The sequence below is a fragment of the Streptosporangium sp. NPDC002721 genome (genome assembly GCF_042888905.1).
In the GTDB taxonomy this organism is placed as follows: Bacteria; Actinomycetota; Actinomycetes; order Streptosporangiales; family Streptosporangiaceae; genus Streptosporangium.
In genome coordinates this window covers 312,834-326,467 of record NZ_JBIAQI010000003.1, presented here as the reverse complement: position 1 = coordinate 326,467, position 13,634 = coordinate 312,834, and the positions used below count along the sequence as shown (strand labels likewise).

General features: G+C 68.7%; 14 protein-coding genes and 1 tRNA gene. 8 read left to right on the top strand and 7 right to left on the bottom strand.

Features of this window, described 5'->3' with window-relative positions:
• Window positions 1-162: 162 nt before the first annotated feature.
• From ACFYWM_RS05665 to ACFYWM_RS05640, 6 genes are all read right to left on the bottom strand, one after another.
• Window positions 163-1,443 carry an IS110 family transposase gene (locus tag ACFYWM_RS05665; protein WP_389909023.1) on the bottom strand — a complete coding sequence of 427 codons (1,281 nt, stop codon included), beginning with the start codon at window positions 1,441-1,443 and terminating at the stop codon, window positions 163-165.
• A gap of 1,288 nt (window positions 1,444-2,731) precedes the next feature.
• Window positions 2,732-3,499 (bottom strand): hypothetical protein, encoded by a 768-nt coding sequence (locus ACFYWM_RS05660; protein WP_389909021.1) that lies wholly within the window; start codon window positions 3,497-3,499, stop codon window positions 2,732-2,734.
• 296 nt (window positions 3,500-3,795) lie between these two features.
• A tRNA-Ala gene (locus tag ACFYWM_RS05655) sits at window positions 3,796-3,868 on the bottom strand.
• A gap of 172 nt (window positions 3,869-4,040) precedes the next feature.
• Window positions 4,041-4,778: an HAD family hydrolase gene (locus ACFYWM_RS05650; protein ID WP_389909018.1), complete on the bottom strand. Its 738-nt coding sequence runs from the start codon at window positions 4,776-4,778 to the stop codon at window positions 4,041-4,043.
• A 29-nt stretch (window positions 4,779-4,807) separates the two neighbouring features.
• Window positions 4,808-4,927 (bottom strand): DLW-39 family protein, encoded by a 120-nt coding sequence (locus ACFYWM_RS05645; protein WP_211264163.1) that lies wholly within the window; start codon window positions 4,925-4,927, stop codon window positions 4,808-4,810.
• Window positions 4,928-5,328: 401 nt separating this feature from the next.
• Window positions 5,329-5,613, bottom strand: coding sequence for a GNAT family N-acetyltransferase (locus tag ACFYWM_RS05640; RefSeq protein WP_389909015.1), 285 nt, complete (start codon window positions 5,611-5,613; stop codon window positions 5,329-5,331).
• A 330-nt stretch (window positions 5,614-5,943) separates the two neighbouring features.
• Between ACFYWM_RS05640 and ACFYWM_RS05635 the strand changes: the two genes are divergently transcribed.
• From ACFYWM_RS05635 to ACFYWM_RS05610, 6 genes are all read left to right on the top strand, one after another.
• Window positions 5,944-6,312 (top strand): STAS domain-containing protein, encoded by a 369-nt coding sequence (locus ACFYWM_RS05635; protein ID WP_389909012.1) that lies wholly within the window; start codon window positions 5,944-5,946, stop codon window positions 6,310-6,312.
• Window positions 6,313-6,525: 213 nt separating this feature from the next.
• Window positions 6,526-6,897 (top strand): STAS domain-containing protein, encoded by a 372-nt coding sequence (locus tag ACFYWM_RS05630; protein ID WP_389909008.1) that lies wholly within the window; start codon window positions 6,526-6,528, stop codon window positions 6,895-6,897.
• Between the two features lie 192 nt (window positions 6,898-7,089).
• Entirely contained in the window at window positions 7,090-7,734 is a 645-nt protein-coding gene (locus ACFYWM_RS05625; RefSeq protein WP_389909005.1) for an ATP-binding protein, read from the top strand.
• A gap of 504 nt (window positions 7,735-8,238) precedes the next feature.
• Window positions 8,239-8,478 (top strand): ferredoxin, encoded by a 240-nt coding sequence (locus tag ACFYWM_RS05620; RefSeq protein WP_389909002.1) that lies wholly within the window; start codon window positions 8,239-8,241, stop codon window positions 8,476-8,478.
• A complete protein-coding gene (locus ACFYWM_RS05615) occupies window positions 8,475-9,866 on the top strand; it encodes an NAD(P)/FAD-dependent oxidoreductase (protein ID WP_389908999.1) in 1,392 nt (463 codons plus the stop codon). Before ACFYWM_RS05620 ends, ACFYWM_RS05615 begins: the two co-directional genes overlap by 4 nt.
• 241 nt (window positions 9,867-10,107) lie before the next feature.
• Window positions 10,108-11,328 carry a cytochrome P450 gene (locus ACFYWM_RS05610; protein WP_389908996.1) on the top strand — a complete coding sequence of 407 codons (1,221 nt, stop codon included), beginning with the start codon at window positions 10,108-10,110 and terminating at the stop codon, window positions 11,326-11,328.
• Between the two features lie 15 nt (window positions 11,329-11,343).
• On the opposite strand, the gene ACFYWM_RS05605 is transcribed toward ACFYWM_RS05610, so the two are convergent.
• Complete coding sequence (locus ACFYWM_RS05605) at window positions 11,344-12,060, bottom strand: YqjF family protein (protein ID WP_389908993.1); 717 nt, start codon at window positions 12,058-12,060, stop codon at window positions 11,344-11,346.
• A gap of 172 nt (window positions 12,061-12,232) precedes the next feature.
• Here ACFYWM_RS05605 and ACFYWM_RS05600 point away from each other — a divergent pair, with 172 nt between their 5' ends.
• Together ACFYWM_RS05600 and ACFYWM_RS05595 are read left to right on the top strand one after the other, a co-directional pair.
• Window positions 12,233-12,562 carry a putative quinol monooxygenase gene (locus ACFYWM_RS05600; RefSeq protein WP_389908990.1) on the top strand — a complete coding sequence of 110 codons (330 nt, stop codon included), beginning with the start codon at window positions 12,233-12,235 and terminating at the stop codon, window positions 12,560-12,562.
• Window positions 12,563-12,804: 242 nt separating this feature from the next.
• On the top strand, window positions 12,805-13,392 hold the full coding sequence (locus tag ACFYWM_RS05595) for a calcium-binding protein (protein WP_389908987.1): 588 nt from the start codon (window positions 12,805-12,807) through the stop codon (window positions 13,390-13,392).
• The last annotated feature ends 242 nt before the right edge of the window (window positions 13,393-13,634 follow it).

Sequence of the window (13,634 nt, the reverse complement as noted above, 5' to 3'; positions counted from 1 at the left end):
CGTTGCCGTACCCGACCAGAAATGACCGTGATCAGGTAACCGTGTCGTCCGGTGGCAACCTGACCCGGAGCGCAGTGCCGCCAGGCGCGAGACATCCGATGGGCGGCGGGTGTCAAGGGAGGCCGGTCCGTGGTGGCCGTCGACGCCTATGGCGAGGTATGATCAGGAGCGTTGGGCGTCGGCGGTCACCGCGGCGCGCGGGGGTCTGGGGGCGGCGGAGCCCTCAGGCTCTGCAGTGGGGAAAGCGACATGCTCGGCGTAGGCCTGGCCGGTGACCAGGCAGTGGAACAGGCAGCCGAGGAAGCGGTTGTAGAGGTTGCGCAAGGCTGAGGAGTGTCGGTCGCCGTGGTCTTTTCGCCGGTCGTAGTGGGCGCGGGCACCGGGGGATGCGGTTATGGCGGCGAAGGTCCAGATGTAGCCCACAGCGGCCAGGCGCCGATTCTTCACCCGGCGATGAACAACGGCTCGGCTGCGTCCGCTGGCGCGGGTGATGGGGGCGGCTCCGGCGTAGGCCTTGAGTGCACGAGCGTCGGCGAATCGGGTGTGGTCATCGCCGATCTCGGCGAACAGTCGTGCTCCGGTCAGTTCTCTCAGGCCGGGGAAGCTGGTAACGATGGCATAGTCGGGGTGGGCACGAAAAGCGGTGACGGTGGCCTGGTGCAGGTCCGCGGCGGCCTGGCAGGCGGCATCGAGGACGGCCAGTAAGGCGAGTGCCTGCTGTCCCATGGCTTCTTCGACCAGGTGCGATTGGCATAGCTGATCGGTCTGGAAGCCGGTGCGCAGCCGCTCGGCCCAGGTGTGCAGGTGGTAGATGCGGCCGCAGCCCTTGAGCGCGGTATGCAGTTCGGCGGTGGTCAGGGGGCGTGCGATGGCAGGCGTGGGTGCGATCTTCAACACTGCGCGGGCTTCGCGGCAGGTGACGCCGCCTTCCTGTCCAGCGAACAGGGCGAGGAAAGCGGGAAAGTATTCGCGCAGGATCGAGCGCAGCTCGTTGCCGAGGCGATGAACGCGCCAGACGGCGTCTTGGTGGGCACGGGCCAGGACGGCGATGGCTTGGGCCTGCTGGCTGTCGCTGGGCAGCGGCCGGTGCATGGGCATGTCGGTGCGCAAGATGTTGGCCAGCACGACGGCGTCTTGCTGGTCGGACTTTTTACGGGAGACCGCGTGCCGGGCGCGGTAGCGCGAGGCGCTGAGCAGGCTGATGGCGAACACCTGTCGTCCGGAGGCGCGCAAACAGGCGACCAGCAGGCCGCGCGGTGTCTCGATGGCTACCGGGATCGGGGCCTCGGGACTGTCGCCGGCCTCGGCGAGCATGTCCAGCAGTTGCTGATAGCCCTGGCTGGACTCGGTGATACGACGCTGGGCGATCACTGTCCCCGCCTCGTCGACTAAGGCGATGTCGTGGTGTTTCTCGGCCCAGTCGATACCGCAGTAGACCGTCATGGTGTCCTCCGTCCGCTGTGCGGGTCGCAGGCCATGCCGAGGTCGTGCGGCGTGCTAATGACAAGACTTGGCGGTCTTCCATCCGATGAGCCGTCTTCCGACTTCGGCGACTTGCGCAGCCCCGGTCTTGCTGAGAACTCACGGCTCACGACTTGACGAGGGGTCTGGTTGCGCGAGCGGCCTTCATCACGCTGTATCAGAGGCGGTCACGTCACGCTGGCCAATCAGCCGAAGGCGCCGGTCTCGCGCGGAAGATCTCAGGGATCTTGCACCGGAAGTAGGCATCCCACTGATCACTGACCGGGCGGGACGTGACCACCCGACCGTCATTAGCACCGAAAGCAGGGCGGCAGAGTCCTTGATCCTCGTTATGGAGGCGTTCCTGAGCTCACCGAGTGGAGACGGCCGGCGCAATGCCGAATGGCACCCCGTAGGGGCCGCGAAGCGGTTGGGCCGGCGGTCGCAGCGGCAGGCGGCAGCGCGTACCAGGGGCGGCGAGTGCGTTCGGTGCGGCGGGTGCTCGGTGCGGCGGACGGCGGGGTCCGCGCGTTCGCGTCGGGCGGGCACGGGACGGGACCGGCCTCCAGGCCGCATGCCCGGCCCCGATGTCCGTCCGGCGCGGGCGGGCGCGCCGCGCCGTGCAGCGGCGCGGAGCGCTGACGCCTTGGTAATGCAGATTCCAGTCACAAGGACGTACGGCCAAGTGATCGTCTACGCTGAGCCAACATTAACCTTTCTTCCCTGAGAGGCTCACATGTCAGAGCCATATAAGACTGAGCTGATGCCCCAAGAAGCAAAAACAGCTCGACTACTCATAAACGCTCAAGCGGCGCTAGGGCTCCTTGGACTTGTGCTCTACATCAGCCTCATCAGCACTCAGACTGCCCCTCAGTGGCTCTCACTCCTGCCGCCGCCGAGCATCTTGATCCTTGCACCTCTTCTGCTGCTGATCGTGCTCGCCGCGAAATGCTCATCCCGAAAGAAGTGGGTACGGATCACTGCGCTTGCGACCGAAGGTTTCGTGAACCTCGCCGGACTTTTATTTCTGTTCAGCTCATGGCTCGGCGCGCTACCCGGCCTACTCCTGGGAGGCGCAGTGATCTTTTGGCTAACTCGGCCAACCGTCCGAGTCTGGTTCAACCGCTGACCACGGTTTTCGGCCACACTTTGTCTGCACCTCCACCGCGTCAGCGGTGGCTTGAACCAGTAAAGAAACTCTGAGCCACCCTCGATCAGCACGGTGATCTTTCGGGGAGGCTGAGTACAGAAATCAACGGTAGACGATGGCTCAGTAGGTGTGGTTGGGCCAGTGCGGGTCCTCCCAGCGGGCAAGGCCAGTGAGGCCGAGCAGCCGTACTCGGTGGAGCAGTTCTGGGGGAGCGTTCTGGGCGCGGAGTCGAGCGGGAGCGTGTCGGATCAGCCAGGCCGTCAACTCGGTACACGTCTCCTCCTCGTTCCCCCAGTTCCAACTTTCCCAGGGAAGTCGATCCCCCAGTAAGCGGTACTCCCAGTGCGCCACCGCTTCGGCCAGGTGCTGGTCGGCCACGGCGTGCCTCTGTGCTTCCCAGATGCGCAGCCAGGGGCCGAGCGTGGTGGAGGCTTCCGCGCACAGGGCGAGGACCTCGTGAGCGGGCACAGCGGGATCCGGGTCGGTGAGAATATAGGCCCACCAGGCGTGCAGGAATTCCCGTATTGCTGCGGCCTGTTCGGCAGGCCACTGCTGCCACTGGCCCAAGGCAAGTGAATACCCGACCTCCTCTATGCCGAACAAGGAGTCGACGGGGCCGCTGACGAGGGCCGTGGAGAGCTGGGGCAGAACGCGGCGCAGCACGGATGCGTGATCATCCCAGTCCTTGGCCTGCCAGGCGGCACGCAGACGGTCAGGACTCAACTCCACATCCGGCACCTTCAACCGGGCCAGGTCTTCCGCGCCGCCCCAGTGGCACTCGCAGTTCTGCTCGTCGGGATGGGCGGTCATGCCGCGGAAAGTGACGGCCACCCGGTCCAGTGCGGCGTCGAGACGAAGGCGAGCGGGCGTCCGGTCAAGGTTCGTCATGCGTGTTCGCCCTCAAGTACTCCGGGAGCCTGAGCCAGCCGAAGATCGCTACCTTACCGGGCCTGGAGGCGCCTGGTCGCATCGACCTCCGGCGTCCCCATCGAGCACATCTCGCGCCTGGTCGGCCATGCCAACACCGTGGTCACCGAGACGGTCTACCGGCTCCAGATCCGGCCCGTCATGCAGGAGGGCGCGACGGCGATGGACGATCTCTTCGGAGGTGCCCGGGGAGCTTAGTCACCCGGTTAGTCACTCAAGCCCGGTTTTCATGATCACAGACTGAGCATTCCCGCAGGTGGAGCCTAGGAGATTCGAACTCCTGACATCCTGCTTGCAAAGCAGGCGCTCTGCCAACTGAGCTAAGGCCCCGAGATTCAAGCCGGTGGCCTGGGGAGATGCCCTTGCACGCGACCTGCTTCAGTCGTACACCGTAGCAACAGGACCCGCTTCTACGCCACTTGGATCCGCGTGGCGGGGCGGGCTTCTGTGGACGGCGACGGTGGCGATGGAGGGGCGACCGGCGGGGGGCGGAGGGCGGGCTTCAGTGGACGGCGGCGACGGGGGGTGCGGCCGGTGTGATGCCGAGGAGGAGTTCGGGGAGGTCCGCGACGGAGTCGAGGAGGTGGGTGGCTCCGCCGTTGAGGAGACGCTCCCTGCTGTGGACGCCGGTCAGGATGCCGACGATTGTCGAGGCGCCCGCGCGGCGGCCGCAGAGCATGTCGTTCTCGGAGTCACCGGCGATCGCGACCTGGCGGACGTCCTCGACGCCGAGGCGCATGACCGCGGTGAGGATCATGTTGGGCAGGGGGCGGCCACGTCCGGCGTCCTCGGGGCACAGGGCGAGGTCGATCTTGTCGGACCAGCTCAGGGCGCTCAGCACGCGGCTGAACGTGGCGCGGCTGAAGCCGGTGATGAGGCAGATCTTGATGTCGGCGCCGCGGAGCTTGTCGAGTGCCTCGACGACCCCGGGCAGCGGGGTCAGGCCCGCGCGGGCGATGGCGCCCTCGTAGGAGCGCTCGAAGGTGAGGTTGGCCGCCTGGGCCTGGGCCTCGTTGTCGGGGAAGATGCCCCGGAAGACGTCGATCGTGGGGCATCCCCGGGACCGGTGCACGTGCACCATGGCGCGAGCGTACGCACCGGTCCCGGGCACGATGCCCTGCGTGGCGATCGCCTCGGCGAACGCCCGCTCGACCATGGCGACGTCACCGATCGTGGTGCCCGCCAGATCCAGGCAGACAAGCCTGATGGGTGTTATTCCATCTCGTTGGGCAAGGACCATGAAAGCACCCGAATCGGTAGCCGCGTCTGTCAGTTCTCGCTGCCGGTGGCCTCGGTCCACAGGTCGAGCTCGGCGCGGTCGGCCTGCACCTTGCGCCAGACCAGCAGCCCCCCGAGGGCGACGAGCGCCAGAACGAGCAACTTCTTCACGGTGTGACCCCACTTCTTGAGAAGTCTCACCTGCCGGGGTGAGACAACGCCCGGTTCGAACGGTTCCCTGCAGCCTAGCAAGGGATCGGGCCATGATCCGGTCCGCACGACAGGCCACCAGGGCCGATCCACACCAACCGGGTGATTTTCAGTATCATGCCGCACGGTACGCGTTCCGACGATCACAATCCGCCGTGAGTCTTGTCGCGAAACCGTCCTGCTTCTCACGATAACCCCCGCGACGCTCCCGCTTCGCCTTCCGGGAAATTCCGGTCCGCCCCCGGACGCGAATGGTGCTGTCCGACAGGTGCGCGACCAGCGCGTCCGCCGGCTCCGGCCCGATTACGCGGAGCGCGAATGACACAAACCCGCTCGCTATGGGGCTCCTGCGACCGGAGGGGTCAGGCGCTCTCGACGAGATCGGCGTAGTCGGGGTGACGGTCGATCCACTCCCGCACGAACCAGCACAGGGGGACGACCTTCGCGTTCTCCGCGCGGGCCGCGTCCAGTGCCGTACGGACGAGCGCGGACCCCACGCCCCTGCCCTCGTACTCCGGCTGGACCTTGGTGTGGGGGTAGACGATGACCCCGTCACGCCGGATGATCTCCAGTTTCCCCGCCTGCCTGCCGTCCACCTCCGCCACGAAGGAATCACCGCCGGGGGAGAGCCTGACGTCCGCCTGCATGGAAGTCCTCCTTCGCGAGGCCGCCGTACGGCCGTACGACGGTTCCTTGGTCAGCCGATCCCGCGCGGTGTTCATTCCCGGGCCCTGTCTACCCGCTCCCGTGCCGGGTATCCCCACCGGGTCCGGGCTTCCTCCCCGGGGACGGCCACACGGAGTGTCTGGACAAGGACCCTTTGTAGCAGGTTTCCGGCACCTGAAACTCGCGGGCGGTGGACCGTATCGGAAGCCGTCCGGTTGAAGGATGATGGGAGGAGGCGTCCGGCATGTCCGGCACCCCATGGCGATCAGCCGATCCATCTGTGCCGACACGACAGATGTTGACTGACCTTCATGCGCACCCAGAAGGTGATCGCGATGACAGGCGATGTCGACCACGGTTCACTGCGCGTCCTCTTCACCGGCCGGCCCGCCGGTGTGTGCTGCGAGGGGGACATCGATCTCTGTACGCGGCGCGTCCTGGCCAGGGCGCTCGCCATGGCCGCCGAACGGACCGACGGCGATCTGTACGCCGATCTCCGCGGCGTCGACTTCGTCGATGTCGGCGGCCTGCGGGTGCTGGCCGAGACGGCGTTCGGGATGGCGAGCGGCCGGAGGTTGATCGTCGACGGCCTTCGCCCGCACACGCGGCGGATCGTCGAGCTGTGCGGCTGGACAGAGGTGTTCGGTGCGGGTCCGGACACCGTAACCACAGTGGGATAACGGCTGATTGCTCCTCAGTTGTACCGTAAGGGTTCTCTAGAGGAATTCGGAGGATCGTACGCTGAGGGTAATCAGATCGGCCCCCTCCACGCCTTACGGTCCAGGGGGAGTCGTGAGCGGGTCACCGCTCTCCGGTCCCGGTCCGGGCGTCATGCCCGGCGGCCGCCTCCCGGCCGCGTCTTCCTCCCACCGACTGTCTGCAGAGGTATATCCGTGAGCGCTGCCGTCCGCGTGACCGACGTGTCCGACCCCGCTGAGCAGGAGATGCTTCTTCTGTCCTTGGCCGGCGAGCTCGACTACAGCAACGCCGAACGGTTCCATCACGACCTGCAGGAGGCCATCGGCCAGGGCAGGCGCGATCTCGTCATCGATCTGACCGAGCTGACCTTCTGCGACTCCACGGGAATCCAGAGCTTCCTGAACACCCGGCAGACCGTCCAGGACCGCGGCGGCAGCATCGTCCTGGTCAACCTGCACCCCCGCCTCGAAAGGCTCTTCCACCTGACCGGTCTCGCCCAGGCCTTCGGCGTCCAGCCCACCGTGGCCGACGCCCTCAAGGTGCTGCGGCCGAGCCGGCCGTCGTAGCCGATTCCGGCCCTCGATCCGCCTTCGCTCTCCGGGACGACCGAGCGAACATCTGTTGGCTCGGGCGGTCGTAAGTTGGCAATGAGCGGGCAGGTGTCTAGCATCGTGTAACTCGTCAGCAACGCCCTGATTCTGGAGCAAGTCGGCTCGCCCCCCGGTGACTGCCAGACAAGGCGACCTCAAGGGGGTGTCGTGACCGGCGACCACGGCCAGCAATGGCCGATCGACGAGGATCTCAGCGCTCTGCGGGATCGTCTCCAACGCCATGCCGTCAGAGCCGGCATGCGGGGCGAACGGCTGGACGACCTCCTTCTCGTCACGAACGAGGCGGTCATCAACATCCTGGAGCACGGCGGGGGCAAGGGAACGCTGGCCATCTGGCAGAACGAGGCCTTCCTGACCGTCGACGTCACCGACACCATGGGCCTCCTGACCCTCTGGCACGTCCCCAGCGAGCGTCCCACGGGCACCGTGCGGGGGTTCGGCCTGTGGCTGATGAACCAGCTGTGTGACGAGTTCACCATCAAGCAGGTGGAGGAGGGGTCTCGCGTCCGCCTGCGCATGCGGCTCGGCCGCCCGGCGCCCCGGAGCGGGGCCGGAGGCTCGACCGACTCCGAGCAGGACGACCTCGACACGCCCGACGCCACGCGGGGCACCCCCGATCCCGTGCGAAGCACCCCGGATTCCGTACGCAGCACTCCTGATTCCGTACGGAGCACTGTCGATCCCGTGCGAGATGCCCCTGATTCCGTACGGAGCGGTGCCGATCCCGTAAGGAGTGCCGTCGATTCCGCGCGGGAGGATCCCGGCCAGGGGGAGCTCCAGGTCTCGTTCTGAGAGATCGGAAGATTCCGGGCGTCCTCGGCGATGCCGATCACTTGGGACCTGGCGGACGTGGGATCGGTCCTGAGGCGTGAGTGACGCATACCCGTGGTGCCCGTGGTGCCCGGCCATCCGGCCTCGTCATGGCGAAGAGCGCCACGCGTCATCTTTCCGTCACCACTCCCACCTCTCCGTCCGCAATCCTTGACCGTCCGCTGGCGCAAGGACGATGTACCGGCCAAATGTCCGGGATAGGCTTATTTAGGCAGGTCAGCGCCTTAGAGGTGGTGTCTCGGGAGGCCGTTTGATGTTTTCCGGAGATTGACCGAGGCATCGTCTCGCCCCGGAATCACACCCGGCCCCCGGTGTCCGCTCATCCGCCGCTTCTTCCGGGACCCTTCCGGAGCCCTGAGACCGTTCGAGTCCCAAGAACCCGAGCCGCCCGCCTCCGGAACCGCCCCTGCCGTCCCGGTTCTCCGTCTCACTCAGCCGTACGAAGGTTCGGAAGGGATGGTCCGTATGAGGGTTGTCGTCGACCTGGCGCGATGCCAGGGGTACGCGCAGTGCGCCTTCCTGGCTCCGGACACGTTCCGGATGCGGGGCGAGGAGGCGCTCATTTTCCACTCCAGCCCGGACGAGACGCAACGGGACCAGGTCCTGCGCGCGGCGGCCGCCTGCCCGGTCCAGGCGATCCTCGTCGACCGGATGGACGCGGCCCCGCCCACGCCCGCGACGAGGGCCGGAACGGCGGCGGTGTGACCAGCGAGCGGAGCGAGGAGACGTTCAGGCGCGACGGCCGCGTCGTCATCGTCGGCGCCTCCCTCGCGGGGCTGCGGGCCGCGGAGGCGCTGCGCGACGAGGGCTTCACCGGCTCGCTCACCCTGGTCGGGGACGAGGCGCGCGAACCCTACGACCGGCCCCCGCTGTCCAAGCAGGTCCTGACCGGCTGGGTGCCCGCGGACGGCACCGCGCTGCCCCGGCGTCGCGAGATCGACGCGGAGTGGCTGCTCGGCGTGCCCGCCTCCGGGCTGGACCTCGCGGGCAAGCGGGTGGAACTCGCGGACGGGCGGGAGATCCCATTCGACAGACTGCTGATCGCCACCGGCGTGCGCGCCAGACGGTGGGCCGACGAGGCGGAGGCCGCCCTGGACGGCGTGTTCGTGGTACGCACGTGCGACGACTCCCGCCGCCTGTGGGAGCGCCTGGCAGCCGGGCCCGGCCGGGTGCTCGTCATCGGGGCCGGTTTCGCCGGTTCCGAGATCGCCTCCGTGTGCCGCGAGCGCGGCATACCGGTGACCGTCGCCGAGGTCGGCGAGGCCCCGCTGGTGGGGGCGCTCGGAAACATGATCGGCTCGGTCGCCGCGAACCTCCAGCGCGCCCACGGCGTCGACCTGCGCTGCGGTGTCAAGGTCACCCGGCTGGAAGGGGACGAGCGGGGGCGGGTGCGCCGCGCCCACCTCTCCGACGGCGGCACGGTCGACGCCGACGTGGTGGTGGTCGCGCTCGGCGGCGTGCGCAACACCGAGTGGCTGCGGGACTCGGGGCTGGCCGCCGGTGTCTGGGGGGTGGCCTGCGACTCGGGCTGCCGGGCGTTCGACGTCAACGGCCTGGTCACCGACGACGTCTTCGTCGCCGGGGACGTGGCCCGCTGCCCGCACCCGGTCTACGAGTACCGGTTCCTGTCGCTGGAACACTGGGCCAACGCGGTGGAGCAGGCCCAGGTCGCGGCACACAACATGGTCAGTTCGCCGACGGACCGCTGGCCGCATCTGTCCATGCCGACGTTCTGGTCGACGCAGTTCGGCGTCAACATCAAGTCCGTCGGTGTCCCGGTCCTGTCGGACGAGGTGGTCGTGACGCAGGGCTCGGTGGAGGAGTACCGGTTCGTCGCCGCGTACGGCTACCGAGGCCGGGTCACGGCGGCGGTCAGCTTCGACAACGCCAAGTGGCTCGACCACTACCGGCACCTGATCGAGACGGCGGCGCCCTTCCCGCCCTCCTGCCCCACCCCCGACGGGCCCTCCGGCATGAGGCCCGTCCCCGCCCACTTCCCCGATCCGGTGATCATCACCCAGGGAGCCACGGTGGTGGTCACCGGCCACGAGCCGAGCGAGCGGCGCGTGGCGTTCGCACGGCCGGGCGGCTGACCAGGTACGGAAGGGCCCAACAAGGCTCGACCGGGGGCGGTGGAACTCCGGGCGATCGGAAGCGACATAGGCCGGAGGCGCTATAGGCCGGAAACAGCGCAAGCCGGAAGCGGCACTAGCCGGAAACAGCACAGGTCAGAAGCAGCACAGGTCAGAAGCAGCACAAGCCAGGAAGCAGCACAGGCCGGGAAACAGCGCGAACCAGAAGCGGCGCGTCCTAGGAGAAACGGGAGAAGCGGCCATGACAGTCACCCAGGCGTCCAGCACCTTCCAGCGGATCCTCGACCACTCCAGCCGGGCCGATCCGTACCCGCTCTACGCCGAGCTGCGCAGGACGCCGGTGGCCCGGCAGGAGGACGGCGGCTACGTCGTCAGCACCTACCGGGAGATCACCGCGCTGCTGCACGACCCGCACCTCAGTTCCGACGCGCACAACCTCGACCAGCCGGGGCCCACCCTCGCGATGCGCGGGGAGGTGCCGGCGTTCATCGGCCTCGACCCCCCGGACCACGACCGGCTGCGCCGCATGGCGATGCGGCACTTCGGTCCCCCGCACTCGCCCACGCTGGTGGACGACATGCGGCCCGCCCTGAACGCCATCGTCACGCGCCTGATCGACGACCTGGTGAGCAAGGACGAGATCGACGTCGTCGACGACTTCGCCTATCCCTTCCCCGTCACCGTGATCTGCCACCTGCTCGGCGTGCCCCGCGAGGACGAGCCGCGGTTCCACGGGTGGGTCGAGGCGATCGTCGCCATGCTCGACGTCGACTCCGCGACGGGCTCCGAGGAGCGTGTACGGGAGGGGGTCCGGGCCCGCGACGACCTCAGGGCGTACCTCGCCGGGCTCCTGGAGAGCCGCCGCGGCCGTCCGGCGGGCGAGGACCTGCTGTCGCGGCTGGCGAACGACGACGGGCCCGACGGGCGCATGACGGACGAGGAGATCGTCAGCACCGCCAACCTGCTGCTCATCGCGGGCCACGAGACGACCGTCAACCTGATCACCAACGGCGTGCTGACGCTGCTGCGCCATCCCGACGTCCTGGAGCGCCTGCGCCACGACCCCGGAATGATCATCCGGACGGTCGAGGAACTGCTGCGCTACGAGCCCCCGGTGCAGCTCATCCCCTGGCGGGCCGCGTACAGCGACCTCACGGTCGCGGGCACCGTCATCCCGAAGGGCTCGCGGATCACGCTCGTGCTCGCCTCCGGCAACCGCGACCCCTCCTGCTTCCGCGACCCCGACCGGTTCGACCCCGACCGGCGCGACAACCAGCATCTCGGCTTCGGCGCCGGCATCCACCTGTGCTTCGGGGCTCCCCTCGCCCGCCTGGAGACGCAGATCGCGCTGAACGAGCTCGTCCGCAACCTGGAGAGCCCCCGGCTCGTCGCCGACCCGCCCCCGTACCGGCAGAGCGCGGTGCTGCGCGGGCCGCGCCACCTCCTCGTCAGGCAGGAGTGAGGGTACGGTCCCGGGTCACCGGGTCCACATCCCGATCCGTACCGGCACCCCGGAGGAGGCGTGCAGCACGGGAGCGTGGTCCGGGGCGTCGAGCCCTCCCGCCTGGAGCAGGTCCTGGTCCAGGTGGACCAGCCGGGCGTGGCGCAGCGGCCAGTCGGGGTGCTCGATCTGAGCGGTGGCCGTCCTGCCCGCGAACGTGGTGAACAGCCGGTAGCGGGCGGTGAGGAAGTGCGCCAGCTCGTCGCGTTCCGCCTCCGCGAGGGGCGGGCCGAACTCCACGACCGCGTCGCACCGCGCGCCCGCGGGCCCCGGCAGGCGCCGCCGGCCGCGGTAGCCGCGCCGCTCCCCGACGGCGCTCACGGCCATCCGGGACCAGAAATAGGGCAGCCCGTACCCGGCCCGCGCGCCGAGCACCGCGAGCAGCCGCCCGGCGTCCAGCGACAGGAACCAGACGCCGTCCCGCCCCTGCTCGTCGCGTACGTACGTGCGGACGTTCGTCTCGGGGAACCGCGACAGCCACGGCAGCGCGGGCACGCCCGGTGCCCGTACGTCCTCCATCAGGAAGGTGGTGAGGCCGACCCAGGCCGCGCCGTCGAAGGTGTCGACCGTGAGCCCGGGGGGCAGCAGCCGCTGGATCGCGGCCGGTGGGTACCGCCAGTGCGTGAAGGTCATCTCGGACCAGCGGTGGTACATGACCGGGCTGGTCAGGTGAGGGGACGGGGGAGCCTGCATGATCCGCTCCTTCTCTGGTGACGACGGTGACGGCGGTGCCCGTGTGACGGCATCCGCCACTTATCTTGGCCATGGCGCCGGGTGCCGTCCCGCGCGACACCCGCGAGACGGGCGTCCGTCCCGGTTCTCGACAGCGCCAGACCGACCGGAACCGAGCTGGAGAGGCCAACCCATGATCTTCATCGCCGTCAACTTCACCATCCGTCCCGAGCGCGCCGAGGAGTGGCTCTCGCTCGTTGACGAGTTCACCCAGGCCACCCGCGACGAGCCGGGGAACGTCTTCTTCGAGTGGTCCAGGAGCGTCGACACGCCCGGCCAGTTCGTCCTGCTGGAGGCCTTCGCCTCGCCCGCCGCCGGTGAGGCCCATGTGAGCTCGGAGCACTTCACGACCGCCATGGCCTGGATGCCCGAGGTGATCGCGACGACCCCGGAGATCATCAACGTCGAGGTGCCCGGCGAGGGCTGGTCGCGGATGGCGGAACTGACCCCGGCCCAGGGCTGAGCGGTCCGCCCTGCGAGGAGGCGCCCCCACACAGGGGTGGGGGCGCGGAAAGGGCGTGGAAGGAACGGAGGGGACGGGGACGGGGACGGTCTAGCTTTCAGAACTCTCCGTAAAACAGTTCTCTCACCGTGGGCGGAGCGCCGCGAGGTGACGGGCGGTAACGGGATGTAATCGTCCCGGGCACGGAGCCCGCCGACCGGTCACCGCCAGAAGGGACCGGCAGCCGAACACACGGGGGATTCATGCGTACACGGAGGAACGTCACACAGCGCGAGCCGTCGCGGCCGGGGGTGGTCCGCAGGGCCGGGCTGCGGGTGCTGGCGGTGGGGATCCTGACGGTCACCCCGCCACTCGCCCTCGCCGGGCCCGCGCTGGCCGGCACCGACGTGGTCGTGACCGGAAGCCTGCTGTCCGTCAACGCGGGAAACCTGGCCGACGACATCAGCGTCGACGTCGACGTCGACGGCACGCTCCTCGTCAGGAACGCCAACGACACGCTCTCCACCTCGGGTGCCTGCCAGAAGGTCGACGACAACACGGTCCGCTGCCCCGCCACCGGGATCACCGGCCTCCAGGCCAGCCTCCAGGGCGGCGCCGACACCCTGCGCAACAACACCGCCCTGTCCATGCGCGCCTTCCTGGGCGCCGGCAAGGACGGCTTCTCCGGCGGTTCGGGCCGCGACATCGTCTCCGGCCAGACCGGCGGCGACACCATGAGCGGGAACGGCGGCGACGACGTCCTCGAAGGCAACCTGGGCTCCGACTCCGTCGTCGGCGGCGAGGGCAGGGACATCTGCACCGCCGAGGTCCGGGAGTCCTGCGAGGGCTGACGTCCCGAGCACCCTGGCGGACGGCTCCCACGTCCGTACGCCCGCCGACGGGCCTGTCACCATGGCACCCACCTGATCAGGGAGGTCATGGTGACGGGCCGTCCCACGGGATCCGGCCCCCGGGCGGGGCCCGCTGGGAGGGGTCCGGTCGCACCTGGCGCCCGCCCCACCGTGACCTGGAGTTTCAGGTAGCCCGCAGGCCACAAATCACTCGCGGACGGCGTGGTGGATTAACACACCAG

Bases quoted from the DNA above. Each gene is read 5' to 3' on its own strand.
- ACFYWM_RS05665 (WP_389909023.1), bottom strand. From the start codon at position 1,443: ATGACGGTCTACTGCGGTATCGACTGGGCCGAGAAACACCACGACATC.
- ACFYWM_RS05660 (WP_389909021.1), bottom strand. From the start codon at position 3,499: ATGACGAACCTTGACCGGACGCCCGCTCGCCTTCGTCTCGACGCCGCA.
- ACFYWM_RS05650 (WP_389909018.1), bottom strand. From the start codon at position 4,778: ATGGTCCTTGCCCAACGAGATGGAATAACACCCATCAGGCTTGTCTGC.
- ACFYWM_RS05640 (WP_389909015.1), bottom strand. From the start codon at position 5,613: ATGCAGGCGGACGTCAGGCTCTCCCCCGGCGGTGATTCCTTCGTGGCG.
- ACFYWM_RS05635 (WP_389909012.1), top strand. From the start codon at position 5,944: ATGCGCACCCAGAAGGTGATCGCGATGACAGGCGATGTCGACCACGGT.
- ACFYWM_RS05620 (WP_389909002.1), top strand. From the start codon at position 8,239: ATGAGGGTTGTCGTCGACCTGGCGCGATGCCAGGGGTACGCGCAGTGC.
- ACFYWM_RS05610 (WP_389908996.1), top strand. From the start codon at position 10,108: ATGACAGTCACCCAGGCGTCCAGCACCTTCCAGCGGATCCTCGACCAC.
- ACFYWM_RS05605 (WP_389908993.1), bottom strand. From the start codon at position 12,060: ATGCAGGCTCCCCCGTCCCCTCACCTGACCAGCCCGGTCATGTACCAC.
- ACFYWM_RS05600 (WP_389908990.1), top strand. From the start codon at position 12,233: ATGATCTTCATCGCCGTCAACTTCACCATCCGTCCCGAGCGCGCCGAG.
- ACFYWM_RS05595 (WP_389908987.1), top strand. From the start codon at position 12,805: ATGCGTACACGGAGGAACGTCACACAGCGCGAGCCGTCGCGGCCGGGG.